Annotated in this window: 22 protein-coding genes; 5 read left to right on the top strand and 17 right to left on the bottom strand. The window is 59.3% G+C overall.

The genetic code is table 11. The features are described from left to right. Positions 1 to 60 precede the first annotated feature (60 nt). From glmM to rlmE, 4 genes are all read right to left on the bottom strand, one after another. Positions 61 to 1,398, bottom strand: a complete 1,338-nt coding sequence (glmM, locus tag VQ575_RS03870; protein ID WP_039592316.1) for a phosphoglucosamine mutase — start codon at positions 1,396 to 1,398, stop codon at positions 61 to 63. A 16-nt stretch (positions 1,399 to 1,414) separates the two neighbouring features. Beyond that, a complete protein-coding gene (gene folP, locus VQ575_RS03865; protein ID WP_039592317.1) occupies positions 1,415 to 2,266 on the bottom strand; it encodes a dihydropteroate synthase in 852 nt (283 codons plus the stop codon). Between the two features lie 8 nt (positions 2,267 to 2,274). Then, complete coding sequence (gene ftsH, locus VQ575_RS03860) at positions 2,275 to 4,185, bottom strand: ATP-dependent zinc metalloprotease FtsH (protein WP_039592318.1); 1,911 nt, start codon at positions 4,183 to 4,185, stop codon at positions 2,275 to 2,277. Positions 4,186 to 4,377: 192 nt separating this feature from the next. Continuing rightward, positions 4,378 to 5,028 (bottom strand): 23S rRNA (uridine(2552)-2'-O)-methyltransferase RlmE, encoded by a 651-nt coding sequence (rlmE, locus tag VQ575_RS03855; protein ID WP_039592319.1) that lies wholly within the window; start codon positions 5,026 to 5,028, stop codon positions 4,378 to 4,380. Positions 5,029 to 5,136: 108 nt separating this feature from the next. Here rlmE and VQ575_RS03850 point away from each other — a divergent pair, with 108 nt between their 5' ends. After that, complete coding sequence (locus VQ575_RS03850; RefSeq protein WP_039592320.1) at positions 5,137 to 5,445, top strand: YhbY family RNA-binding protein; 309 nt, start codon at positions 5,137 to 5,139, stop codon at positions 5,443 to 5,445. Between the two features lie 9 nt (positions 5,446 to 5,454). Here VQ575_RS03850 and VQ575_RS03845 read toward each other — a convergent pair whose 3' ends face one another. From VQ575_RS03845 to grpE, 8 genes are all read right to left on the bottom strand, one after another. Next, on the bottom strand, positions 5,455 to 5,859 hold the full coding sequence (locus VQ575_RS03845) for a hypothetical protein (RefSeq protein WP_039592321.1): 405 nt from the start codon (positions 5,857 to 5,859) through the stop codon (positions 5,455 to 5,457). A 28-nt stretch (positions 5,860 to 5,887) separates the two neighbouring features. Then, a complete protein-coding gene (gene greA / locus VQ575_RS03840; RefSeq protein ID WP_030139783.1) occupies positions 5,888 to 6,364 on the bottom strand; it encodes a transcription elongation factor GreA in 477 nt (158 codons plus the stop codon). A gap of 2 nt (positions 6,365 to 6,366) precedes the next feature. Beyond that, a complete protein-coding gene (gene carB, locus VQ575_RS03835; RefSeq protein WP_039592322.1) occupies positions 6,367 to 9,588 on the bottom strand; it encodes a carbamoyl-phosphate synthase large subunit in 3,222 nt (1,073 codons plus the stop codon). A gap of 105 nt (positions 9,589 to 9,693) precedes the next feature. Further along, entirely contained in the window at positions 9,694 to 10,830 is a 1,137-nt protein-coding gene (gene carA / locus VQ575_RS03830) for a glutamine-hydrolyzing carbamoyl-phosphate synthase small subunit (RefSeq protein ID WP_039592323.1), read from the bottom strand. Positions 10,831 to 11,085: 255 nt separating this feature from the next. Continuing rightward, positions 11,086 to 11,892: a 4-hydroxy-tetrahydrodipicolinate reductase gene (gene dapB / locus VQ575_RS03825; RefSeq protein WP_039592324.1), complete on the bottom strand. Its 807-nt coding sequence runs from the start codon at positions 11,890 to 11,892 to the stop codon at positions 11,086 to 11,088. Between the two features lie 9 nt (positions 11,893 to 11,901). Next, positions 11,902 to 13,026: a molecular chaperone DnaJ gene (dnaJ, locus tag VQ575_RS03820; protein WP_039592325.1), complete on the bottom strand. Its 1,125-nt coding sequence runs from the start codon at positions 13,024 to 13,026 to the stop codon at positions 11,902 to 11,904. Between the two features lie 290 nt (positions 13,027 to 13,316). Then, positions 13,317 to 15,233, bottom strand: coding sequence for a molecular chaperone DnaK (gene dnaK, locus VQ575_RS03815; RefSeq protein ID WP_039592326.1), 1,917 nt, complete (start codon positions 15,231 to 15,233; stop codon positions 13,317 to 13,319). Positions 15,234 to 15,335: 102 nt separating this feature from the next. Next, positions 15,336 to 15,902 (bottom strand): nucleotide exchange factor GrpE, encoded by a 567-nt coding sequence (gene grpE / locus VQ575_RS03810; protein ID WP_039592327.1) that lies wholly within the window; start codon positions 15,900 to 15,902, stop codon positions 15,336 to 15,338. A gap of 241 nt (positions 15,903 to 16,143) precedes the next feature. Between grpE and recN the strand changes: the two genes are divergently transcribed. Beyond that, the gene (gene recN, locus VQ575_RS03805) at positions 16,144 to 17,817 is read left to right on the top strand and encodes a DNA repair protein RecN (RefSeq protein WP_045156926.1); all 1,674 of its coding nucleotides are present in this window, start codon (positions 16,144 to 16,146) and stop codon (positions 17,815 to 17,817) included. 75 nt (positions 17,818 to 17,892) lie between these two features. Here the strand turns inward: recN and fur are convergent, their stop codons facing one another. Beyond that, positions 17,893 to 18,297: a ferric iron uptake transcriptional regulator gene (fur, locus tag VQ575_RS03800; protein WP_039592329.1), complete on the bottom strand. Its 405-nt coding sequence runs from the start codon at positions 18,295 to 18,297 to the stop codon at positions 17,893 to 17,895. A gap of 97 nt (positions 18,298 to 18,394) precedes the next feature. Here fur and bamE point away from each other — a divergent pair, with 97 nt between their 5' ends. Continuing rightward, positions 18,395 to 18,922: an outer membrane protein assembly factor BamE gene (gene bamE, locus VQ575_RS03795; protein WP_039592330.1), complete on the top strand. Its 528-nt coding sequence runs from the start codon at positions 18,395 to 18,397 to the stop codon at positions 18,920 to 18,922. A gap of 62 nt (positions 18,923 to 18,984) precedes the next feature. On the opposite strand, the gene VQ575_RS03790 is transcribed toward bamE, so the two are convergent. The 3 genes from VQ575_RS03790 to VQ575_RS03780 are packed head-to-tail and all read right to left on the bottom strand — an operon-like array spanning position 18,985 to position 21,135. Beyond that, a complete protein-coding gene (locus VQ575_RS03790; protein ID WP_039592331.1) occupies positions 18,985 to 19,284 on the bottom strand; it encodes an RnfH family protein in 300 nt (99 codons plus the stop codon). Then, the gene (locus VQ575_RS03785; RefSeq protein WP_039592332.1) at positions 19,281 to 19,724 is read right to left on the bottom strand and encodes a type II toxin-antitoxin system RatA family toxin; all 444 of its coding nucleotides are present in this window, start codon (positions 19,722 to 19,724) and stop codon (positions 19,281 to 19,283) included. The genes VQ575_RS03790 and VQ575_RS03785 overlap by 4 nt, the downstream gene beginning before the upstream one ends. A gap of 7 nt (positions 19,725 to 19,731) precedes the next feature. Then, on the bottom strand, positions 19,732 to 21,135 hold the full coding sequence (locus VQ575_RS03780; protein ID WP_198726243.1) for a sodium-dependent transporter: 1,404 nt from the start codon (positions 21,133 to 21,135) through the stop codon (positions 19,732 to 19,734). 118 nt (positions 21,136 to 21,253) lie between these two features. Between VQ575_RS03780 and smpB the strand changes: the two genes are divergently transcribed. Next, the gene (gene smpB / locus VQ575_RS03775) at positions 21,254 to 21,736 is read left to right on the top strand and encodes an SsrA-binding protein SmpB (protein WP_030139770.1); all 483 of its coding nucleotides are present in this window, start codon (positions 21,254 to 21,256) and stop codon (positions 21,734 to 21,736) included. Between the two features lie 57 nt (positions 21,737 to 21,793). On the opposite strand, the gene VQ575_RS03770 is transcribed toward smpB, so the two are convergent. Then, on the bottom strand, positions 21,794 to 22,561 hold the full coding sequence (locus VQ575_RS03770; protein ID WP_039592333.1) for an FCD domain-containing protein: 768 nt from the start codon (positions 22,559 to 22,561) through the stop codon (positions 21,794 to 21,796). A 263-nt stretch (positions 22,562 to 22,824) separates the two neighbouring features. On the opposite strand from VQ575_RS03770, the gene VQ575_RS03765 reads away from it, so the two are divergent. Continuing rightward, positions 22,825 to 24,519, top strand: coding sequence for a lactate permease LctP family transporter (locus VQ575_RS03765; protein WP_039592334.1), 1,695 nt, complete (start codon positions 22,825 to 22,827; stop codon positions 24,517 to 24,519). Positions 24,520 to 24,578: the final 59 nt, after the last annotated feature.

Here is a 24,578-nt window from a genome sequence, read left to right as displayed (position 1 = left end):
CCTCGTCGGTCAAAGTGGGCGCAGATGTTACCCAACCGTTTCATGACTGGCAAGCCGAATTCAGGCAGAAACTTCAGTAACAAGCTTTGCCAGCTCTTCGGCATAACCACGGACCTGGGTTTCGTCCTCTCCTTCGACCATTACGCGCACCAAAGGCTCTGTTCCCGACTTGCGCAACAATACCCTTCCACGCCCTGCCATTGCCTGGGTGACGCGCTCACTGGCTTGCTTGACCGTCGCGTGATCAAGCGGATTCACACCCCCGCCGAAACGTACATTGATCAACACCTGCGGACACTTGCGCAACGCCTGGCGCGACTGCGCGAGGCTTTCGTTACGCGCCTTGAGCGCCATCAACACTTGCAAGGCGGCAATGATCGCATCGCCAGTGGTGGTGTGGTCGAAACAGACAATATGCCCCGAATTTTCGCCACCAATCACCCAGCTGCGCTCCAGCAACTCGGAAATCACGTAGCGGTCGCCCACATTGGCGCGCACAAAGGGAATATCCAGATCAGCCAGGGCCAACTCAAGGCCGAGGTTGCTCATCAATGTTCCGACGACGCCGCCTTGCAGCTTGCCACGCCCGTGCAAATCGCGAGCGATGATGAACAGCAGCTCATCACCGTCGACAACCGTACCGGTGTGATCGACCATCAGCACTCGATCGCCATCTCCGTCGAAGGCGATCCCCAGATCGGCATGCTCAGCCAATACGGCTGCCTGCAATGCCTCGGTATGGGTCGATCCACAGTTATGGTTGATGTTCAGCCCGTTCGGCTGGGCGGAAAGCACAACGACTTCGGCGCCCAGCTCACGAAATACGCTGGGTGCAACCTTGTAGGTTGCGCCATGGGCGCAATCGACCACGATCTTGAGCCCTGAGAAACTGGTACCGGTTGGAACGCTGCCTTTGCAGAACTCAATGTAGCGACCCGATGCATCATTGATCCGGGAGACCTTGCCGATCTTGCTTGACTCAACCACCGTCATCGGCGCATCCAGCAGCTCTTCAATCATCAGCTCGATTTCGTCAGGCAGCTTGGTGCCCTTGCCGGAGAAGAACTTGATGCCGTTGTCGTCATGGGGATTATGCGACGCGCTGATCACGATGCCGGCCTGCGCCTGGAAAGTGCGGGTCAGGTAGGCGATAGCAGGCGTGGGCATTGGCCCGAGCAGCATGACATCGGCTCCCGCCGACGTCAGGCCGGCTTCAAGGGCCGACTCAAACATGTAACCGGATATCCGCGTGTCCTTACCGACGAGGACCCTGCAGGCACCCATTTTTCGGAACGCCATGCCGGCAGCCCAGCCAAGCTTGAGCATGAAATCAGGGGTAATGGGATATTCGCCGACCCGACCACGGATACCGTCGGTGCCAAAATATTTTTTACTCATAAGTGCTCCATCATTCTTATTCGGCTGAATCCACGGCTGCGATCATCCGCACGACATCCATTGTTTCGACTACATCATGCACTCGCAATATACGCGCGCCTTTTGTAATGGCCAGGGCCGCCAGGGCGAGACCACCGTACAGACGGTCTCCCACCGGGCGACCCAAGGCATTGCCTATCATGCTCTTTCGCGAGACGCCGACCAATAGGGGCCGCCCCAGGGCATGCAAGGCTTCCATATGTTTGAACAGGCTCAGATTGTGCGCCAGCGTCTTCGCAAAACCGAATCCGGGATCAAGGATGATGCGCTCGGCAGGAATACCCGCAGCAGCACAAAGGCCCATGCGCTCCGCCAGGAATTCGCCCACTTCCCTGGTCACGTCGTGATAGCTCGGGTCGTCCTGCATGGTTCCTGGTTCGCCAAGCATATGCATCAGGCAAACCGGCAGGCCCGTGGCAGCGGCCGCATCCAGAGCGCCATCGCGGCGCAAGGCGCGAACATCATTGATCAGCCCCGCCCCCAGCCGCGCCGCCTCACGCATGACTGCCGGCGTGGACGTGTCGACCGAGATAACGACATCAAGCTCGCGATGGATGCGCTCGACAATCGGCGCCACTCGCTCCAGCTCTTCGGTCGGCGAAACCGCCCGAGCACCCGGACGGGTGGACTCGCCCCCCACATCGATCAGCGTCGCGCCAGCCGAGACCATGGCCTCCGCATGCCGCAACGCAGCGTCGAGCTGATTGAAGCGCCCACCATCGGAAAAGGAGTCTGGAGTGACGTTAAGGATACCCATGACATGCACATGGGCCAAATCAAGAACCCGGTTGCCGCAAGGCAACCGGGTCGAGGACTGGACAGAAGTCATTTCAAGCCTTAGACGTCGGCCGCCGGACCGCCGATAGGTGTTTCCGGACGCTCGCCCTGCACCGCCGGAGGCGTACCCGAGGTACCCGTGCCACCCGTCCAATCACGAGGTTCGCGAGGCGTGCGGCCTGCCATGATGTCGTCGATCTGCTCGGCATCGATGGTTTCATACTTCATCAAGGCATCAGCCATCGCATCCAGCTTATCGCGGTTATCCGTGAGGATCTGCTTGGCCGTTCCGTAGCAGAGGTCGATGATGCTGCGAACTTCAGTGTCGATAAGCTTGGCAGTCTCGCCCGAGAAGCTCGCATGCTGCCCACCACCACCGCGTCCAAGGAACACTTCGCCCTCTTCCTCTGCGTACATCAACGGTCCAAGCTTCTCGGACAAGCCCCACTTGGTCACCATGTTCCGAGCAATCTGGCTGGCACGCATGATGTCGTTCGACGCACCGGTCGTTACGCCATCGAAGCCCAACGTCATTTCCTCGGCGATACGACCGCCATACAGCGAACAGATCTGACTGATCAATGCACGCTTGGAAAGGCTGTAGCGGTCTTCTTCCGGAAGGAACATCGTAACGCCCAGCGCGCGACCGCGCGGGATGATCGATACCTTGTACACCGGATCATGCTCAGGCACTACGCGACCGACAATGGCGTGACCCGCCTCATGGTAAGCCGTGTTCTGCTTTTCTTTTTCCGACATGACCATCGATTTGCGCTCGGCGCCCATCATGATCTTGTCCTTGGCCAATTCGAACTCTTTCATTTCCACGACGCGCTTGCCGGAACGGGCCGCAAACAACGACGCCTCGTTTACAAGGTTTGCCAAGTCTGCGCCGGAGAAACCCGGCGTACCGCGGGCGATGACCGCTGGAGCGACATCATCACCCATCGGCACCTTGCGCATGTGGACCTTCAGGATCTGTTCGCGACCGCGAATGTCCGGCAGCCCCACGACGACCTGGCGGTCGAAACGACCTGGACGCAACAGCGCAGGGTCGAGCACATCAGGACGGTTGGTAGCGGCAATCACGATGATGCCGTCGTTCATTTCAAAACCGTCCATCTCGACCAGCAACTGGTTGAGAGTCTGTTCACGCTCGTCGTGACCACCACCCATGCCGGCGCCACGGTGACGACCGACAGCGTCGATCTCGTCGATGAAAATGATGCAAGGAGCGTGCTTCTTGGCTTGTTCGAACATGTCACGTACACGACTCGCGCCCACGCCGACGAACATCTCGACAAAATCGGAACCGGAAATCGTGAAGAACGGCACTTTCGCTTCGCCGGCGATCGCCTTGGCCAGCAACGTCTTACCAGTACCCGGTGGGCCGACCATCAGCACGCCACGTGGAATGCGCCCGCCCAGGCGTTGGAATTTGCCCGGATCGCGCAGGAATTCAACCAGCTCACCCACTTCCTCCTTGGCCTCATCGCAACCCGCGACGTCGGCAAGGGTGGTCTTGACCTGATCTTCAGACAACAGCCGGGCCTTGCTCTTGCCGAAACTCATCGGCCCGCCCTTGCCTCCGGCTCCGCCCTGCATCTGGCGCATGAAGAACATGAACACCGCAATGATCACGAGGATAGGGAAGCTTGCGACCAGGAGCTGCGTCCAGATGCTTTGCTGCTCGGGTTGCTTGCCTTCGATCACGACACGATTATCCACCAGGTCGCCGATCAGGCCGTTGTCCTGGATGGCCGGACGAATGGTCTTGAAATTGTCGCCATCGGTGCGCTTGCCGGTAATCACATAGCCATCAACCGCTACGCGCTCGACCTTGCCTTCCTTGACCTGCTGGAGAAAGTCGGAATAGTTGAGGGTCTGCGGCTCGTTAGGGCTGGAGAAGTTGTTCATCACGGTCACAAGGACTGCTGCGATGATCAACCACAGGATCAGATTCTTTGCCATATCGTTCAATTAACTACCCTCTGAAGCAAGCTCCGCTACTGGCGCGCGCTTCGCATGATATTCACCGGCCTAACTTACTACATTACCTGCGACTTGGCAGGCGCCGTCTGTAACCCTTTGTGAAACTTTGACTCGCGTAATTTTCGTTACGCGGCTTTTGCAAGGCGAGACAAAAAAAACTATCGCCCCTCATTAAAGACGCTCATCGCTGGCAGCGCCTTCAATCCCGCGGAACCCACGCGCCAGCAAGTACTGCTCGCGAGAACGGTCACGGGACGACAATGGCTTGCGCATCTGCACTTTGTCGAACAGCTTGCGGATGCCCTTGTGGTATTCGTCGAAGCCTTCGCCTTGGAAAACCTTGATCAGGAAATCACCACCCGGACGCAGAACCCGCCCCGCAAGATCCAGGGCCAGCTCGCTGAGGAACATCGCACGAGGCATGTCGACAGCCGCCAATCCACTCATATTGGGGGCCATATCGGAAATCACAAGGTCGACTTCGGTATTTCCGACGGCCTCGAGGATTTTCGCCAACACCGCGTCCTCCGTGAAATCGCCCTGGATGAAGGTGACGTCGGGGATGCCATCCATTTCCAGGATGTCGGAAGCGATCAACCGCCCCTGCCCTCCAATCAGACGACTGGTCACTTGCGACCAGCCTCCCGGCGCTGCACCGAGGTCGATCACGGTCATGCCAGGGCGGATCAGGCGATCCTTCTCCTGGATTTCCAGCAATTTATAGCTGGCGCGCGAACGATAGCCGTCTTTCTGCGCCATTTTGACGTAGGGATCGTTGAAATGTTCTTTGAGCCAGTTCTGGCTTGTCTTGGAACGGGCCACGGGCCACCTCTAAAAAAATAAATCGCGTCGTGATTAACTGGGCGGTGCCGGACTTGCTCGGGTAAACTGGCCGCCGCTTTTTACAAGATCAGACGCAGGGGTCAGATTATGCCGCTCACTCAAGAGCAGAAGAAACAATACAAATCCATTGGCCACCATCTGAAACCGGTTTTGACTGTGGCTGACAACGGTTTGACTGAAGGTGTACTCGCCGAACTCGAGCGCGCCCTGGGTGACCATGAGCTGATCAAGATCAAGCTCAACATACTCGATCGCGAAGCCCGCCTGGCTGCCATCGCCGAGCTATGCAAAGCCGGAAAGGCAGACCTGGTACAGGTCATCGGCAAGATGGCGCTGATTTATCGCAAGAATTTCAGCGTCAACAAGCAACTGTCGAATGTGCACCGTTTCAAGTGATGCCAAGGGTCAAGGGTGCGCTTCGCGCACCCTGCCACTCCAGCCGGGCACCGGCTGCAACACCAGTATCAATCCGGAAAAGCCCAACACCAGGTAACTGAACACCTGCCATTGAATTGCTCCCGGCCAGCCGAGACGCACCGCCAGGAACATTGCGCACGCATACAACGCCATGAGCAGCAATTGCCCACGGATGTCGCGCCAAAGACTAGCAACACCTTCGATCTGGACCAGTACCAAAACCTGGAACATGACGCATGCGGCGGAAAATCCGACCAGCAGCGCCGTCAGCACGCTTGCGATTTCATCGATGAGCAGCGGCGCCAGGCCGATTTGCCCCAGCACCGGCAGTAGACCGACGTGCAGCAACCAGACGCCGCCCACCCACAACATCTGGGCGAGCTGCCAGATCATGGCGCCCGCGCGCAGCGGACGCCTTCGCTCAGATATGACGGACTTCGACAATCTCATACTCGATGACACCGCCAGGCGTCTTCACGGCAACCACATCACCCTCTTCCTTGGCGATCAAGGCGCGAGCGATAGGTGAACCCACTGAAATCTTGCCGAGCTTGATGTCTGCCTCGTCCTCGCCAACGATCTGGTAAGTAACGCTTTCATCCGTCTCGACGTTGGCGATTTCCACGGTGGTGCCGAAAATCACTTTGCCAGTGTGCGGGATCGTGGTGACGTCGATGATCACTGCATTCTGCATGCGGCCTTCGATGTCACGGACACGCGCCTCGACCATACCCTGCTCCTCTCGGGCAGCGTGGTATTCGGCGTTTTCCTTCAGGTCGCCCAGCTCACGCGCTTCGCCAATAGCCTGGCTCAAGCGCGGGCGCTCGACCTTGGTGAGGAAAGCGTGTTCTTCTTCCAGGGCCTTCGCGCCCTGAACTGTCATGGGGTACTTGGTTATGCTCATGCCTTCAATCCTGCATGTAGATCCTGCAAGCGACGCACGGTCTTCTCGGGACCGAACTTGAGTGCTTCGCAGATCGCTTCGCCTGCCGCAATGGTCGTGGTGCAGTAGATCTTGTGCTGCAGCGCGTTGCGACGAATGGAATAGGAATCGGCGATCGACTGGCGACCTTCGGTGGTGTTGATGATCAGCGTGACTTCGTCATTCTTGATCATGTCGACCACGTGCGGACGGCCCTCGGTCACCTTGTTCACGCGGCGAACTTTCAGGCCTGCTGCTTCGATCAGCTTGGCAGTACCGGCAGTTGCGACCACTTCGAAGCCCAAGTTGATCAGATCACGGGCCACGCCTGCAACCAGTGGCTTGTCGTCATCACGCACGCTGATGAACGCCGTGCCACCCGTCGGCAACACTTCACTGGCGCCCATCTGGGCCTTGGCGAAGGCTTCACCGAAGGTATCGCCCACGCCCATCACTTCGCCTGTGGATTTCATTTCCGGGCCGAGGATCGGGTCGACACCTGGGAACTTGGCGAACGGGAACACCGCTTCCTTGACACTGTAGAAGTTCGGGATGATTTCCTTGGTAAAGCCGAGCTCTTGCAAGGTTTTGCCAGCCATTACGCGGGCCGCGATCATCGCCAGGGAAACACCGATGCACTTGGAAACGAACGGTACGGTCCGAGAAGCGCGCGGATTGACTTCAATGACGTAGATGTCTTCGCCCTGCAGGGCTAGCTGTACGTTCATCAGGCCGATGACACCCAGCTCCAGGGCCATTTTCTTGACCTGCTCGCGCATTTCGTCCTGGATGTGTGCAGGCAGCGAGTATGGCGGCAGCGAGCAAGCGGAGTCACCGGAGTGAACGCCGGCTTGCTCGATGTGCTGCATGATCGCGCCAATCACCACATCCTTGCCGTCGCTGACCGCATCCACGTCCATTTCGATGGCGCAGTTGAGGAAGTGGTCCAGCAGCACCGGGCTGTCGTTGGACACCTGGACCGCTTCGCGCAGGTAGCGCTTGAGTTCGTCTTCCTGGTAGACGATTTCCATCGCACGACCGCCCAGGACGTAGGACGGACGCACCACCAGCGGGTAACCGATCTTGGCGGCGGCACGAATCGCTTCGTCCTCGCTGCGCACGGTGGCGTTTGGCGGCTGACGCAGGTTCAGGCGCTCGACCATCTGCTGGAAGCGCTCGCGGTCTTCGGCGCGGTCGATCGCATCCGGGCTGGTGCCGATGATCGGCACGCCAGCAGCTTCAAGGGCGCGAGCCAGTTTCAAAGGAGTCTGGCCGCCGTACTGGACGATCACGCCTTTTGGCTTCTCGACGCGGACGATTTCCAGCACGTCTTCCAGGGTCACTGGCTCGAAGTACAGGCGATCGGAGGTGTCGTAGTCGGTGGAGACGGTTTCGGGGTTGCAGTTGACCATGATGGTCTCGTAACCGTCGTCGCGCAGGGCCAGTGCCGCGTGTACGCAGCAGTAGTCGAACTCGATACCCTGGCCGATCCGGTTAGGACCGCCACCCAGGATCATGATCTTGTCGCGGGTCGAAGGCGCAGCTTCGCACTCTTCTTCGTATGTGGAGTACAGGTAAGCGGTGTCGGTTGCGAACTCGGCCGCGCAGGTGTCGACGCGCTTGTAGACCGGAAACACTTCCAGCTTGTGGCGATGGGCACGCAGGCTCTTCTCGGTCACACCCAGCAGCTTGGCCAGGCGCATGTCGGAGAAACCCTTGCGCTTGAGACGGAACATCGTGTTGCGGTCGATGCTGGACATGCCCAGGGTCTTGACCTTCTCTTCTTCCTTGATCAGATCTTCGATCTGTACCAGGAACCAAGGGTCGATCATGTTCATGCCGAAGATCTGCTCGACGGTCATGCCGGCGCGGAAGGCATCGGCCACGTACCAGATACGCTCGGCACCCGGCACGGTCAGCTCGCGCTTGAGCTCGCTCATGCTTTCCGGGTTGCTCAGGTCCAGCTTTGGATCGAGGCCGCAAACGCCCACTTCCAGGCCGCGAAGGGCTTTCTGCAGGGATTCCTGGAAGGTCCGGCCGATGGCCATGACTTCACCGACCGACTTCATTTGAGTGGTCAGGCGGGCGTCGGCCTTGGCGAACTTCTCGAAGGCGAAGCGTGGCAGCTTGGTCACGACGTAGTCGATGGACGGCTCGAAGGACGCCGGGGTCTTGCCGCCGGTGATGTCGTTCGACAGCTCATCCAGGGTGTAGCCCACGGCCAGCTTGGCAGCGACCTTGGCGATCGGGAAGCCGGTGGCTTTCGACGCCAGCGCCGACGAACGGGATACCCGCGGGTTCATCTCGATGACCACCATGCGACCGGTGTTCGGGCAGATGCCGAACTGGACGTTGGAGCCGCCGGTTTCCACGCCGATCTCGCGCAGCACCGCCAGGGAGGCGTTACGCAGGATCTGGTATTCCTTGTCGGTCAGGGTCTGGGCCGGTGCGACGGTGATCGAGTCGCCGGTGTGCACGCCCATCGGGTCGAAGTTCTCGATGGAGCAGACGATGATGCAGTTGTCCTTTTTGTCGCGGACAACTTCCATCTCATATTCTTTCCAGCCGATCAGCGATTCGTCGATCAGCAGTTCCTTGGTCGGCGACAAGTCGAGACCACGGGCGCAGATTTCTTCGAACTCTTCACGGTTGTAGGCGATGCCACCACCGGTGCCGCCCATGGTGAAGGACGGACGGATGATGCACGGGAAGCCAAGGCGCTCCAGGACGGCGTTGGCCTCTTCCATGCTGTGGGCGATGCCCGAGCGTGGGCAGTCCAGGCCGATGGATTTCATCGCCTTGTCGAAGCGCGAACGGTCTTCGGCCTTGTCGATGGTGTCGGCGTTGGCGCCGATCATTTCCACACCGAATTTTTCCAGGACGCCTTCGCGCTCCAGGTCCAGTGCGCAGTTTAGCGCGGTCTGGCCGCCCATGGTCGGCAGCAGTGCGTCCGGGCGCTCCTTCTCAATGATTTTGGCGACAGTCTGCCACTTGATCGGCTCGATGTAGGTGGCATCGGCCATGGCCGGGTCGGTCATGATGGTGGCCGGGTTGGAGTTCACCAGGATGACGCGATAGCCCTCTTCGCGCAGGGCTTTACAGGCCTGGGCGCCGGAGTAGTCGAATTCGCAGGCCTGGCCGATCACGATCGGGCCGGCGCCGAGAATCAGGATGCTTTTTATGTCTGTACGTTTTGGCATGGGTTTGTCACTCAAATCCGCAGGTCAGTCGGCTAGGCCGTCGAACAATCTTTGAAGCGCCCGAGGGGGCCACCGCATTCGGGGCCGCCCTCGGGCTTCGCGCGGTCAGCGTCGCTTGGCCATCTCATTGATGAAGCGATCGAACAGCGGCGCCACATCGTTCGGGCCCGGGCTCGCTTCAGGGTGGCCCTGGAAGCTGAACGCGCTCTTGTCGGTACGCTCGATACCTTGCAGCGTGCCGTCGAACAGCGATTTGTGGATCGCACGGACGTTGGCCGGCAGGGTCGCTTCATCCACGGCGAAACCATGGTTCTGGCTGGTGATCATCACCACGCCGGTGTCCAGGTCCTGGACCGGGTGGTTGGCACCGTGGTGGCCGTGGCCCATTTTCAGGGTCTTGGCGCCCGAAGCCAGGGCCAGCAACTGGTGGCCGAGGCATATACCGAAGACCGGGATCTCGGTTTCCAGCACATCCTTGATCGCCTGGATCGCGTAGTCGCAAGGCTCCGGATCACCAGGACCGTTGGACAGGAATACGCCGTCGGGCTTGAGTGCCAGGACGTCGGCGGCCGGGGTTTGCGCAGGTACCACGGTGACGCGGCAACCACGCTCGACCAGCATGCGCAAGATGTTGAGTTTGACGCCGTAGTCGTAGGCAACCACGTGGTACGGCAGTTCGGAAGCCTCGATCGTCGCGTGACGGTCGGTCTTCAGGTCCCAGACCGTGGAGCGCCATTCGTACTGCTTCTGGGTGCTGACGACTTTTGCCAGGTCCATGCCCTTGAGGCCAGGGAACCCCTGGGCAGCGGCGATAGCGGCTTCTTCGGAAATATTGTCACCGGCCATGATGCAGCCGTTCTGCGCGCCTTTTTCCCGAAGGATGCGGGTCAGGCGGCGGGTGTCGATACCGGCGATCGCCACAACGTTGTTGGCTTTCAGGTAGTCGGAGAGGGACATCGTGTTACGCCAGTTGCTCGCTACCAGCGGCAAGTCACGGATGACCAGGCCAGCGGACCAGACACGATCAGACTCGGCGTCTTCCGGCGTGGTACCGGTGTTGCCAATGTGCGGGTAGGTCAAGGTAACGATTTGTTGGGCGTAGGAAGGATCGGTAAGAATTTCCTGATAGCCGGTCATTGCGGTGTTAAACACCACCTCACCAACGGTCTGACCGTCGGCTCCAATGGCTTCGCCGCGAAAAATGCTGCCATCAGCAAGGGCGAGTATGGCTGGCTTAGTCAAGAAGACCTCCCGTAAATAAAGCCTGAAAGGGCGATCGCAGGTTGTAAAAAAGCGGAGTGACGTATGGACACGTCACCCCGCTTGTTCACTGAATTATTCTGCGCGCTTTTAGTGGACACACTAAAGCTGTAGCTTACAGAAAAAGGCTTTTTTGGTCCACCGCTAATGAGCCTTAAAGGCAGGGGAATGCGACAGGCCGTCGCGAAGCGGTGTAAAACGGGGCCCAGTATAACCTGAACCCCGTCTTCAGGGACATCAGCGCAGGTCGAGAACGTCCTGCATGTCGTACAAACCAGGCTCGCGGCCATCCAGCCACAACGCGGCACGTACGGCACCCTTGGCAAAAGTCATCCGGCTCGACGCCTTGTGGGTGATCTCCAGGCGCTCGCCTTCAGTGGCGAACAGCACGGTGTGGTCGCCGACGACATCGCCACCGCGCACCGTGGCGAAACCGATGGTGTCGCGCTCACGGGCACCGGTATGCCCTTCACGCCCATACACGGCCACTTCCTGCAGATCACGCCCCAGCGCATCGGCAATCACTTCACCCATGCGCAACGCCGTTCCCGAAGGCGCGTCGATCTTGTGCCGATGATGCGCCTCGATGATCTCGATATCCGCGTCGTCACCCAGCACCCGAGCGGTCAAGTCCAGCAACTTCAGCGACAGGTTCACGCCGACACTGAAATTCGCCGCGAATACGATCGGGATGTCTTTGCCCGCGTCGGCCAGCAACTGCTTTTGCGCAGCGTCCAGCCCCGTGGTGCCGATGACCATGGCCTTGCCATGCTTGCGGCAAATCGCGAGGTTTTTCAGCATCACGTCCGGCAAGGTGAAGTCGATCAGGACATCAAACTCGTCAAGCACCTTTTCCAAGCCGCCGGACATCGGCACGCCGATACGCCCCAGCGAGGCCAGCTCGCCAGCATCGGCACCGACCAACGTACTGTCGGGCCGCACGATGGCAGCCGTCAGGCCCGAAAGCGGCGAGCGCTGCTGCACCGCCTCGACCAGCGCCTTGCCCATGCGCCCCGCAGCGCCCATCACAGCTATACGTCGCATGCGGACTCCTTACAGGTCGCCGAAGAAGCGCTTCACGCCTTCGAACCAACCAGTAGTCTTCGGGGAATGACTGTTGTCATCAGCCAGGGAGTTGCGGAACTCTTCCAACAGTTCACGCTGACGCCGCCCCAGGTTGACCGGGGTTTCCACCGCCACGCGGCACATCAGGTCGCCGGCGCCACCACCACGCACCGGCGCCACGCCCTTGCCGCGAATCCGGAACTGCTTGCCGGTCTGCGTACCCTCGGGAATTTTCAGTTTGACGCGGCCGTCGAGGGTCGGAATTTCCAGCTCGCCGCCCAAGGCTGCATCGACGAAGCTGATCGGCACTTCGCAGAACAGGTGCTTGCCGTCGCGCTGGAAAATCGCGTGCTCGCGCACGTTGATCACCACATACAGGTCGCCGGTCGGGCCACCCTGGGCACCCGCTTCACCTTCGCCGGACAAGCGAATGCGGTCGCCGGTGTCGACACCAGCCGGCACCTTGACCGACAGCGTCTTGTACTCTTCGACACGTCCTTCACCGTGGCAGGAGTCGCACGGATCGGAAATGATCTTGCCCTGGCCGTGACAGCGCGGGCAGGTCTGCTGGACCGAGAAGAAGCCCTGCTGCATGCGGACCTGGCCAATCCCGCCGCAAGTCGGGCAGGTCACGGGCGAGGAGCCCTTCTTGGCACCCGAGCCATCACACGGTTTGCAATTGACCAACGTCGGCACGCGGATATTGACGGTAGTACCGCGCACCGCTTCTTCCAGGTTCAACTCCAGCGTATAGCGCAGGTCACTGCCACGCTGGGCACCCCCACGGGCACCGCCACGGCCGCCACCAAAGAAATCGCTGAACACATCACCGAAAATATCGGAGAAGTTCTGTCCGCCGAAACCGGCACCGCCGCCACCCATGCTTGGGTCGACGCCGGCATGGCCGTACTGGTCGTAAGCCGCGCGCTTGCTGGAATCGGACAGGACTTCATAGGCCTCGTTGGCCTCCTTGAACATCTCTTCCGAAGCCTTGTCGCCGGGGTTACGGTCCGGGTGGTGCTTCATCGCCAGGCGACGATAGGCCTTTTTCAGCTCTGCCTCGCTGGCCCCCCGCTCAACACCCAATACTTCGTAAAAATCACGTTTTGCCATTAGTCTTTGCACTCTTATAGGACGTTCGGCCAACCTCTCCTGAGCCTCGCCAAACTCGTTGGGCCCCAATACAGGCCCGGACCCAACTCACGTCGATTCAACGATCCTGGTCTCGGCGCATATCGCCCGGAAAGCAGGAGCATTCCCGAACACACCGTCAGCACCCGAGCTTTGTCGCATGCTGTAAAAATTCGCTGCCTCCAGACACGCCAACGCGGGAGCAAGCTCCCGCGCGGCGACATCCTACCAGCCACCGCACAAACGCAGTCAACCGGCCGACCAACAAGCGATTACTTGTTGTCTTTCACTTCTTCGAACTCAGCGTCGACAACGTCGTCGGCTTTTTCAGCCGATTCGCCTTGCTGCGCAGCACCTTCGGCGGGCTGGGCCTGCTCGGCATACATCTTCTGAGCCACTGGCGCGGAGACTTTCGACAGCTCTTCGATCTTCGCTTCGATGGCCGCCTTGTCGTCGCCTTTGACGGCAGCTTCCAGGGCAACCACGGCCGCTTCAATAGCGGTTTTCTCTTCCGCAGTCACTTTCTCGCCAGCATCGGCAACCATCTTGCGAGTCGAGTGCACCAGCGCATCACCCTGGTTACGGGCGCTTGCCAGCTCCTCGAACTTGCGGTCTTCCTCGGCGTTGACTTCAGCATCACGAACCATCTGCTGGATCTCTTCCTCGGACAGACCGGAGTTGGCCTTGATCACGATCGACTGGGTCTTGCCGGTGGCCTTGTCTTTCGCGCCGACGTGCAGGATGCCGTTGGCGTCAATATCGAAGGTCACTTCGATTTGTGGCACGCCACGTGGCGCTGGTGGAATCTCGGCCAGGTCGAACTTGCCCAAGGACTTGTTCTGGGCAGCTTGCTTGCGCTCGCCTTGCAGCACGTGGATGGTCACGGCGCTCTGGTTGTCGTCAGCGGTCGAGAACACCTGGGATTTCTTGGTAGGAATCGTGGTGTTTTTCTCGATCAGCGCGGTCATCACGCCACCCATGGTTTCGATACCCAGGGTCAGCGGGCTGACGTCGAGCAGCAGAACGTCTTTAACGTCACCGGCCAGAACGGCGCCCTGGATGGCAGCACCCATGGCAACGGCTTCGTCAGGGTTCACATCCTTGCGAGCTTCCTTGCCGAAGAAATCGGTTACCAGCTTCTGCACCAGCGGCATACGGGTCTGACCGCCGACCAGGATCACGTCGTTGATGGAGCCAACGTCGATGCCGGCGTCTTTCATCGCGATGCGGCAAGGTTCGATGGTGCGCTGAACCAGGTCTTCCACCAGCGCTTCAAGCTTGGCGCGGGAAATTTTCACGTTCAGGTGCTTAGGACCGGTGGCGTCTGCGGTAATGTACGGCAGGTTCACGTCGGTCGACTGGCTCGAAGACAGCTCGATCTTGGCTTTTTCAGCGGCTTCTTTCAGGCGCTGCATGGCCAGCGGGTCACCCTTGAGGTTCATGCCGCTTTCTTTCTTGAACTCATCGACGAGGTAGTCGATCAGGCGGATGTCGAAGTCTTCACCACCCAGGAACGTGTCGCCGTTGGTTGCCAGCACTTCGAACTGATGCTCGCCGTCGACTTCGGCGATTTCGATCACGGAAACGTCGAAGGTACCGCCACCCAGGTCATAAACGATCACGGTGTGATCGCCCTTGGCCTTGTCCATGCCGTAGGCCAGAGCAGCCGCGGTAGGTTCGTTGATGATGCGTTTTACGTCCAGGCCTGCGATGCGGCCGGCGTCTTTGGTTGCCTGGCGCTGGCTGTCGTTGAAGTAGGCCGGAACGGTGATGACCGCCTCAGTCACCGGCTCGCCGAGGTAATCTTCGGCGGTCTTCTTCATCTTCTTGAGGATTTCCGCAGAGATCTGTGGCGGCGCCATTTTTTGGCCGTTCACTTCAACCCATGCGTCGCCATTGTCAGCCTTGGCGACTTTGTAAGGCACCATCTTGATGTCTTTTTGAACGACTTCTTCGTCGAACTTGCGACCGATCAGACGCTTCACCGCGTAAAGGGTGTTATGCGGGTTGGTCACAGCCTGACGCTTGGCCGACTGGCCAACCAGAATTTCGCCATCGTTGGCGTAAGCGATGATCGACGGCGTGGTGCGCGCGCCTTCAGCGTTTTCAATAACCTTGGCCTTGCCGTTTTCCAGCACGGAGACGCACGAGTTGGTGGTCCCCAGGTCGATACCGATAATCTTGCCCATGTTAACTCTCCCGGAACTTGGATTTTGTTGCCGCAGCAGTGGTGGCTAACTGCGGTAGCACTTAAACGCTTGACTTCTTAATGGGGGCCGTTGCGCCCGATTTCAAGCCTGCTCATCAATTGAAGGCGAAACCGGCGCTGGCGCCTTGCTGACCACAACCATGGCCGGGCGCAGCAAGCGACCGTTGAGCAAGTAGCCCTTCTGGAAAACCTTCAACACACTGTTTGGCTCGACGTCGGCACTTTCCTGCATTGCCATCGCCTGGTGGTGTTCGGCATTGAACGGCTCGCCGTGCGGATCAATTGCTTCAAGCTGATAACGCTTGAGGGTGTCCTGGAACATTTTCAGCGTCAGCTCGATGCCTTCACGCATCGGGCGGATGTTTTCATCATCAGGATTGGACAACTCCAGCCCGCGCTCCAGGCTATCGATGATCGGCAGCAGGTCACCGGCAAAACGCTCCAAGGCGAATTTGTGAGCCTTTTCCACATCTTGCTCGGCGCGACGGCGGACGTTCTGCAGGTCGGCGGCTACACGCAGCGCCTGATCCTGCGCACCGGCCAGTTGCTCCTCGAGCACTTGTACACGTGCCGCCAGGTCTTCGCCCGAATCCTGGGGAGCCTGATTGGCGTCTAGATTTTGCGTATCCTGCGTCTGTTCGTCAGCCATAGTTTTCTCCTTTCAATTTCGTCCGCGAGCTCGACTCGCGCTTCTGCCCCGGTATATGGGGCCGGGTTTTCCAGCTTCAAGGGCGACCTGACGAATTAACCCTACAAAAGACAGCAGCATGATCATTCCCAGCAGCGCTAAGAATTCTATCGGACCAAGCAAAACGAGCTAAGCGCAGGCATTGTCAGCCTCAAACAAAACACTGTATAAATAACCAGACCTAACGCCTGGGAGCGGCCTTATGCTGGTGCACCTGTCCGTACATAACTACGCCATCGTCGAACACCTCGACCTCGAACTCGATCGAGGCATGAGCGTGATCACCGGGGAAACCGGCGCGGGCAAGTCGATCATGCTCGACGCTCTGGGCCTGACGCTGGGCGACCGCGCCGATAGCGGCGTGGTACGTCCCGGAGCGGACAAGGCCGACATCCTGGCGACGTTCGACCTGGTCGACATCCCGGAGGCCAGCACATGGCTGGCCGAGCGCGACCTGGACACCGACGGCCTGTGCATCCTGCGCCGGGTCATCACCGCCGAGGGCCGCTCCCGTGGCTATATCAACGGCACCCCTTGCCCCCTAGGCGACCTCAAGGCCCTCGGCGAGCTGCTGATCGATATCCACAGCCAGCATGAACACCAATCCCTGCTCAAGACCGATACCCATCGTCGCCTGCTCGACGAGTACGCTGGAGCTACCGACCTCGCCCGCCAGGTTCAACTGGCGGCCCAACGCTGGCGGCAGACCCGGCAGGAGCTGGATCGACTTTCCAACTCAGGCGATGAGCAACGGGCCCGCCACCAATTGTTGAGTTATCAGCTCGAAGAGCTGGAGAACCTGGCCCTGGGTGAAAACGAACTGCAGGAACTGGAGCAGGAACATAAGAACCTGACCAATGCCGAGGCACTCCTGGGCGTATGCCGACAAGTGGTCGAGCAATGTAGCGAAAGCGATTCCGGAAACGTGCTCAGCGCACTGACCGCGAGCCTTAACCGACTTTCCAGCGTCAGCCATTCCGTAGGAGCCCTGGGCGAAGCGAGTAACCTGCTGACCAGCGCGCAGATCCAGGTGGAAGAAGCCGTCGGGGAGCTGAACCGCTTCCTCGACCATTTCGATGCCGACCCGGCACGCCTGCAATATCTGGAAGAGCGTCTGGACACTATCTATACACTGGCCCGTAAGCATCGCGTCCAGCCAACCGAAGTCGTCGAACTTCAGCAACGCCTGCTGGAAGAACTTGAAACCCTGAACGCCAATGACGAGTCCATCGAGCGGCTCGGGGATGAACTGGCATCCTATGCACGCCATTACCAGGAAAAGGCCAAGGAACTCAGCGAACTGCGCAGACAAGCCGCAACCGGCCTGGCGAGCGCGGTGGAACAGGAGATCCAGCGCCTGGGCATGCCAGGCGGCCGATTCACCATCGAACTGCACCCCAACGGTGGTGACGAGCTTCTGCCTAACGGGCTGGAGCAAGTGGAACTGCTGGTCAGCGCCAACCCCGGGCAACCGCTCAAGGCATTGGCAAAAGTGGCGTCCGGCGGCGAGCTGTCGCGCATCAGCCTGGCCATCCAGGTCATCACGGCGCAGACATCGCGAGTGCCGACGCTGGTATTCGACGAAGTGGACGTTGGCATTGGCGGCCCTACAGCAGAAATTGTCGGCCAGCTGCTGCGCCGACTGGGTGAGCGCGGACAGGTCCTGACGGTCACTCACCTGCCCCAAGTCGCCGCCCAGGGCCACCAACATTTATTCGTACACAAGGTTCGCGGTGAAGACGCTACCCGCACTGCCGTGTCCAAGCTCAACAAAAATGAGCGTGTGGAAGAGGTCGCTCGGATGTTGGGAGGAATAGACCTGACCAAGGAATCCTTGGCTCACGCAAAAAAAATGGTGGTGGCTGCAAAAATCTGAAAGATGCCGTAACGAAAGAAGGCGACCCGAGGGTCGCCTTCTTTCGTTTTGATGGCCTAGGCCCACGCTACAAGCTTATTTACGCTTACGTACGTGCAGGACGAGATGGTGATCGATCAGCTCGAAACCATGCTCCTCGGCAATCGCCTTTTGTAGCTTTTCGATTTCAGGACTGATGAATTCGATAACTTCACGGGTCTCTACATCCACCATATGGTCATGGTGCTCCCCGTCAGCCAATTCGAAGACCGCATGACCGCCATCAAAGTTATGGCGAGCAACCAACCCGGCAGCTTCGAATTGAGTCAAGACACGGTAGACCGTGGCCAGACCGACATCCTCGCCAGCTTCCATGAGCGCCTTGTAGACGTCTTCGGCACTCATGTGGCGTTGCTCAGCAGAATCGAGCATTTGCAGAATCTTGACCCGTGGCAGGGTCACTTTGAGGCCGGCTTTGCGTAGTTCGCTATTTTCAACCATGGTCAGCTTTCTCGCGATGCTGCTTCGCAGCTTCTCTTAATGCGGGTATGATCGGTGTTTACGTTGTCCCAGCCAAGATAGTGGAAGTCGCCCACCGATGCAAAACACCAAGCTCTTGCTAACCAGTTTCACCTTCGTGGGACTGCTCGCACTCGCCGGTTGTTCATTCCCCGGGGTTTACAAAATCGACATCCAGCAGGGCAATGTCGTCACGCAGGACATGATAGACCAGTTACGCCCGGGAATGACCCGCCGGCAAGTACGGTTTATCATGGGCAACCCCCTGTTGACCGACACGTTTCATGCCGATCGCTGGGATTACCTGTACAGCTTGCAGCCAGGTGGCGGCGAGCGGCAGCAGGAACGCATCAGCGTTATTTTCAACGCCAATGACCAACTCGTCAGCCTGTCGGGTGATTTCATGCCTGGCGTGAGCCGCGACGAAGCCATCATGGGCAAGGATAGCGGCACCACGGTCACCGACCCGACCCAGAACACCGAACAGCCAAAACCGGAAAAGCCGGCCAAGCCAGGTTCGCTGCTGGACCAGATCCAGAAGGACGTCGACAACGTCGAGACCGTACCTGTCCCGACGCCAGAACCTCTGGATACCTCGCCGCAGTAAACCGCGACACAAAAAAACCCGGCATGCCGGGTTTTTTATTGCCTGGAATCCAAGCCGGCACCCTACTCCGCTTGACGAGCCTGAGCTGCCTTGGCGGCCCGCAGGCGACGAGTTTCCTTGGGGTCAGCCAACAACGGCCGGTAAATCTCAAGGCGATCGTCCGGCTGTACCAACTGACGATCCGGATCCGCCACCACCCGACCAAAAATCCCGACAGGACTCGTCGTTAAATCCAGCTCAGGAAACTCGGCAGCGATACCCGACGCCATTACCGCAGCACGAACAGATGTCCCATCCTCAACCGCGATTCGACGCAATACCTGGCGATTGACACCGGCATACACCACTTCGATCTCGATCAAGGTTTGAGCTCGGCATTCTGCTTGGCCCGCTGGCAAAAAGCGTCGACCAAGGTATTGGCCGCCTGATTGAACAGGGGGCCCAATGTCGCTCGCACCAGTGGCCCGGCGTAGTCGAACGACAGGTCCAGGCTGATCTTGCAGGCTTTATCACCCAGCGCCTTGAACACCCAGACGCCATGGAGCTGATTGAAAGGCCCTTCCTCAAGGTTCATCTCGATGGACTGACCCGGCACCAAGGTGTTGCGAGTGACAAAGTGCTGGCTCAACCCACCCTTGGCGACGTTGAGGCTGGCGCGCATATGGGTTTCGGAGCTTTCGAGCACCTCGGCGGATGAGCACCAGGGCAGGAATTGCGGGTAACTCGCCACGTCGTTGACCAAGTCGTACAGCGCCTGGGCCGGATAGGGCAGCAGGGCCGAGCGTTGAATATGTGTCGTCATGTAAGCGTCACTTCCACAGCTGGGCGGCAAACACTACAAGAATGCCAATGGGCGCTACATAGCGCATCAAGAACAGACTCAAGGCGAACAATACAGGGCTGCGTAGCGACAACTCATCACGCACGGCTTCACGCCCCATGACCCACCCTGCAAACACCACGAAACACAAACCGCCCAATGGCAACATGATCCGCGATGTGAAGAAATCAATCACCCCGAAGAAATCCAGCCCTCCGGTCGCTCCCCACTGGTAGAGGTGAAACAGGCCGCCTTCGTTCACGAAAAACTTCGCCTGCTTCCATATATTGAAGGAAAAAACCGTACCCAACCCCACGAACCAGCAAGTGAAGGCCAGCCAGAAAGTCACCCAGGCACGACTGAGGCGGGTTCGCTCCACCAGATAAGCCACCATCGGCTCAAGCAGGGAAATGGCCGAGCTCCAGGCGGCGATGGCCACCAGGACAAAAAACACCACGCCCATCACTTGGCCGAATGCCATGCTGCCGAAGGCAAATGGCAGGCTGACAAACATCAGCCCCGGCCCCTCGCTGGGGTTCAGGCCGGCAGCAAACACAATCGGAAACAATGCCACCCCAGCCAGCAGCGACACAAAGGTATCCAACAACGCAACGCCGACGACGGTCTTGGTGAGAGAGGCGCTCTTGGGCATGTAGGCGCCGTAGATCATGATCGAACCGACCCCCACGCTCAGGGAGAAAAATGCGTGTCCCATGGCCGGCAGCAATCCATCCATGACTTTTTCCGGCTGGAAATCGAACATGAAATGCACGCCCTCCATGAAGTGCCCGGTGGTCATGCTGTAGCCCAGCAGCACCAGGATCATCACGAACAGCAGCGGCATCATGATTCGCAGGCTGCGCTCAAGCCCCGCGACGACACCGCGGGCGATCACTACGGCGGATAGCACCATGAACAGCGTGTGCCAAAGCGTCAGCCTCCAGGGATCGGCAATCACATTGCCGAAATAGGCACCGACCTGATCGGGCGTCGCGTTCTGGAAATCCCCGCGCCCCATGTCGATGATGTAGTCCAGCGACCAGCCACCGACCACGCTGTAGAACGACAAGATCAACAGCGCCGTGATCATCCCGGCGAATGCGCCCCAGGACCACTTCGACGAGTGACCCGCCTCCACAGCCAGCACCTTCAAGGCGTTGGCCGGACTTTGCCGGGCGCGACGGCCGATCAACGTCTCAGCCAACATGACCGGCGCGCCGATAAGCGCGATGCACGCCAGGAACATCAGCACGAAAGCACCGCCGCCATAGACGCCGACCATGTACGGAAACTTCCAGATACTACCCAGCCCTACGGCCGAACCGGTCGCGGCGAATATGAAGACCCAGCGGCTAGCCCAACTGCCGTGGACAGAAACCTTGTCTGTCGACATCGTGATCACGCCCAAGCGTTCAAAAAAGAGGCCGCATTGTCCGGGATTCATGCAACCTGCTCAAGCACACAGCTTCACCGTAGCCGACACGCACGCAACTGCCTATAATGCCGCCCCTATGGCTAAACAGAAGAAACACCCCACAGGGACCATCGCGCAAAACAAAAAGGCGCGACACGATTACTTCATCGAACAACGTTTCGAGGCTGGCATGGTCCTGGCCGGCTGGGAAGTAAAGAGCTTGCGTGCCGGCAAGGCGCAACTGGTCGACAGTTATGTCTTGCTCAAGGACGGCGAAGCATGGCTGCTGGGCAGTCATATCACGCCGCTGACCACCGCCAGCACCCACGTCATCGCCGACCCTGTGCGCTCGCGCAAGCTGCTGCTCAACAAGCGCGAGCTGGAGAAGCTCTTCGCCTCCGTGCAGCAGAAGGGTTATGCCTGCGTCTGTACGTCGCTGTACTGGAGCAAGCACTTGATCAAGTGCGAGATCGCGCTGGGCAAGGGCAAGAAGGAATACGACAAGCGCGATACCGAACGCGAGCGCGATGCCGGTCGCGAGCTGCAGCGTGCGGTGCGCAACAAGGGCAAGGAAGACTAACGTCCGGGATCAAGGGTGGGAGCGAGTCTGGTCGCTCCCACAGATCCAGCAGGCATTTCAAATGCCCTTGCGCCGCTCGGCCCGCGCCACCCGTTGCACTTCCTGACGCACCTCCTCCAAGACTTCCTGCACGTACAAGATATGTCGGCTGGAGACTTCCCGCGCCAGCTCGGCGTGCCCGTCCATGATGGCTTGGTACAGCTCGCGATGCTGACTTATCAGCATGTCGCGCGTCTCGCTGCGTTGCTTGTACATGCCGCCGATGTTGGTCACCACATTGCGCTTGAGCAGGTCGAACAGTCCGCGAATCGTGTGGAGCAAGACAGCATTGTGGCTGGCCTCGGCGATCGCCAGGTGAAAGCGGGCATCCGCGGCCCCCTCCTCCGCCCGACTCACCTCGTCGTGACGCGCGTAACAATCCTGCAATTCATCGAAGGCCGCCGTCAGCCGCTCGCGATCCACCTCCGTGGCCCGCATTGCTGCGTAATAGGCACAGGACGCTTCCAGGGTATGACGGAACTCCAATAAGTCGCGCTGCGCCTCGGGATTGCTTTCCAAGAGCTGCAGCAACGGATCACTGAAGGTCGAGCCCAGCGACTCCACCACGTAGTTGCCGCCGCCCTGGCGACTGATCAGCAAGCCTTTGGCCGTCAGCTTCTGGATCGCTTCGCGCAACGACGGACGTGACACGCCGAACTGCTCGGCCAGGGTCCGCTCGGCCGGCAATCGCTCGCCCGATTTCAACGTGCCCTCAAGGATCATGCCCTCAAGCCGCTCGACAATATCGTCAGACAAACGGCGCTGACGAATCTGATCAAACCCCATAACTCCATTCTCCACGATCCCGACGGCTCGCCGGGCTGTCTATTCTGGCCCATCCGGACCTTATCCACACCCACCAAAACCACCCATTCCGACCAGATCAGATGCCATCTGCACCGTTTATTCGACGAAAGTTTCAGGGCGGCAAATTGACACACGGCAACCAAGGCTTTTACCCTAGCCGACAGCGCTTGTAAATTGGTATTACCAATTACCCAAAACCGCTGACCAGTGCCTGACCAACAACAATTAGGGGCTCACCCACTATGCAAACCTGGCAACAGCTTTACAGTCCGCTCGGCAGCCTAGGCTTGTCCGCACTCGCGGCCGTCATTCCCATCGTTTTCTTCTTTCTTGCCCTGGCGGTGTTCCGCCTCAAGGGGCACGTGGCCGGCAGCATCACCTTGGCACTGGCGATCGCGGTTGCGATCTTCGCGTTCCAAATGCCTGCGGACATGGCGCTCGCAGCGGCGGGCTATGGCTTTGCGTATGGGCTGTGGCCTATCGCCTGGATCATCGTTGCCGCGGTATTCCTCTACAAACTGACCGTCAAGAGCGGACAGTTCGAGGTGATTCGCAGCTCGGTGCTGTCGATTACCGACGACCAACGCCTGCAAGTGCTGCTGATCGGCTTCTGCTTCGGTGCCTTCCTGGAAGGTGCCGCCGGCTTCGGCGCGCCCGTCGCGATTACCGCCGCCTTGCTGGTGGGCCTGGGCTTCAACCCCCTCTATGCCGCCGGCCTGTGCCTGATCGCCAACACCGCCCCCGTGGCATTCGGCGCACTGGGAATACCGATTATCGTGGCCGGCCAAGTCACCGGCATCGATGCGTTCAAGATCGGCGCCATGACCGGTCGACAGCTGCCACTGCTGTCACTGTTCGTGCCGTTCTGGCTGGTCTTTATGATGGATGGCCTGCGCGGCGTGCGAGAAACCTGGCCAGCCGCCCTGGTGGCGGGCTTGAGTTTTGCCATCACCCAATACTTCACGTCGAACTTCATTGGCCCGGAACTGCCGGACATCACCTCGGCCCTGGCCAGCCTGGTCTCCCTGACGCTGTTCCTGAAAGTCTGGCAGCCCAAGCGTACCGCCGGCGCCCAGATTGCCGGTGCAACCTCCAGCGCAGCCATCACCGCCAGCGCCGGCGGTTTCGGCCAGCCTCGCAGCACCGTGGCGTCGCCCTACAGCCTGGGAGAAATCATCAAGGCCTGGTCGCCGTTCCTGATCCTTACCGTACTGGTGACAATCTGGACGTTGAAGCCATTCAAGGCGATGTTCGCCGCGGGGGGCTCGATGTACGGCTGGGTGTTCAACTTCGCGATCCCGCACCTGGACCAACTGGTGATCAAGTCCGCGCCAATCGTGGTGAACCCGACCGCCATCCCGGCGGTGTTCAAGCTCGATCCAATTTCGGCCACCGGCACAGCGATTTTTTTCTCAGCGCTGATCTCGATGCTGGTGCTGAAGATCAACTTCAGAACTGGTCTTACCACTTTTAAAGAGACGCTTTTTGAATTGCGCTGGCCGATCCTGTCCATCGGCATGGTGCTGGCGTTCGCCTTCGTCACCAACTTCTCGGGCATGTCTTCCACCATGGCCCTGGTGTTGGCCGGAACTGGCGCAGCATTCCCATTCTTCTCGCCATTTCTCGGTTGGCTGGGCGTGTTCCTGACAGGCTCCGATACCTCGTCCAACGCGCTGTTCGGTTCGCTGCAAGCGACCACCGCGCACCAGATCGGTGTCAACGACACCTTGCTGGTAGCGGCCAATACCAGCGGCGGCGTGACCGGCAAGATGATCTCGCCACAATCGATCGCTGTTGCTTGTGCGGCGACCGGGCTGGTGGGCAAAGAATCCGATCTGTTCCGTTTCACGCTGAAACACAGCCTATTCTTTGCAACGATCGTTGGTCTGATCACGCTGGCCCAGGCCTACTGGTTCACCGGCATGCTGGTTCACTAAGTACTACACGAAATACTGAAAGAACCGACGCCGAACCGAGATCGGCGTCCGCTATTCAC

The sequence above is a fragment of the Pseudomonas frederiksbergensis genome (genome assembly GCF_035751725.1).
GTDB lineage: Bacteria > Pseudomonadota > Gammaproteobacteria > Pseudomonadales > Pseudomonadaceae > Aquipseudomonas > Aquipseudomonas frederiksbergensis_A.
Note: the sequence above shows the minus strand (reverse complement) of the source record. Positions and strands in the feature narration are given on the sequence as shown.

Bases quoted from the DNA above. Each gene is read 5' to 3' on its own strand.
- glmM (WP_039592316.1), bottom strand. From the start codon at position 1,398: ATGAGTAAAAAATATTTTGGCACCGACGGTATCCGTGGTCGGGTCGGC.
- folP (WP_039592317.1), bottom strand. From the start codon at position 2,266: ATGACTTCTGTCCAGTCCTCGACCCGGTTGCCTTGCGGCAACCGGGTT.
- ftsH (WP_039592318.1), bottom strand. From the start codon at position 4,185: ATGGCAAAGAATCTGATCCTGTGGTTGATCATCGCAGCAGTCCTTGTG.
- VQ575_RS03850 (WP_039592320.1), top strand. From the start codon at position 5,137: ATGCCGCTCACTCAAGAGCAGAAGAAACAATACAAATCCATTGGCCAC.
- VQ575_RS03845 (WP_039592321.1), bottom strand. From the start codon at position 5,859: ATGATCTGGCAGCTCGCCCAGATGTTGTGGGTGGGCGGCGTCTGGTTG.
- carB (WP_039592322.1), bottom strand. From the start codon at position 9,588: ATGCCAAAACGTACAGACATAAAAAGCATCCTGATTCTCGGCGCCGGC.
- dapB (WP_039592324.1), bottom strand. From the start codon at position 11,892: ATGCGACGTATAGCTGTGATGGGCGCTGCGGGGCGCATGGGCAAGGCG.
- dnaJ (WP_039592325.1), bottom strand. From the start codon at position 13,026: ATGGCAAAACGTGATTTTTACGAAGTATTGGGTGTTGAGCGGGGGGCC.
- dnaK (WP_039592326.1), bottom strand. From the start codon at position 15,233: ATGGGCAAGATTATCGGTATCGACCTGGGGACCACCAACTCGTGCGTC.
- grpE (WP_039592327.1), bottom strand. From the start codon at position 15,902: ATGGCTGACGAACAGACGCAGGATACGCAAAATCTAGACGCCAATCAG.
- recN (WP_045156926.1), top strand. From the start codon at position 16,144: ATGCTGGTGCACCTGTCCGTACATAACTACGCCATCGTCGAACACCTC.
- fur (WP_039592329.1), bottom strand. From the start codon at position 18,297: ATGGTTGAAAATAGCGAACTACGCAAAGCCGGCCTCAAAGTGACCCTG.
- bamE (WP_039592330.1), top strand. From the start codon at position 18,395: ATGCAAAACACCAAGCTCTTGCTAACCAGTTTCACCTTCGTGGGACTG.
- VQ575_RS03785 (WP_039592332.1), bottom strand. From the start codon at position 19,724: ATGACGACACATATTCAACGCTCGGCCCTGCTGCCCTATCCGGCCCAG.
- VQ575_RS03780 (WP_198726243.1), bottom strand. From the start codon at position 21,135: ATGTCGACAGACAAGGTTTCTGTCCACGGCAGTTGGGCTAGCCGCTGG.
- smpB (WP_030139770.1), top strand. From the start codon at position 21,254: ATGGCTAAACAGAAGAAACACCCCACAGGGACCATCGCGCAAAACAAA.
- VQ575_RS03770 (WP_039592333.1), bottom strand. From the start codon at position 22,561: ATGGGGTTTGATCAGATTCGTCAGCGCCGTTTGTCTGACGATATTGTC.
- VQ575_RS03765 (WP_039592334.1), top strand. From the start codon at position 22,825: ATGCAAACCTGGCAACAGCTTTACAGTCCGCTCGGCAGCCTAGGCTTG.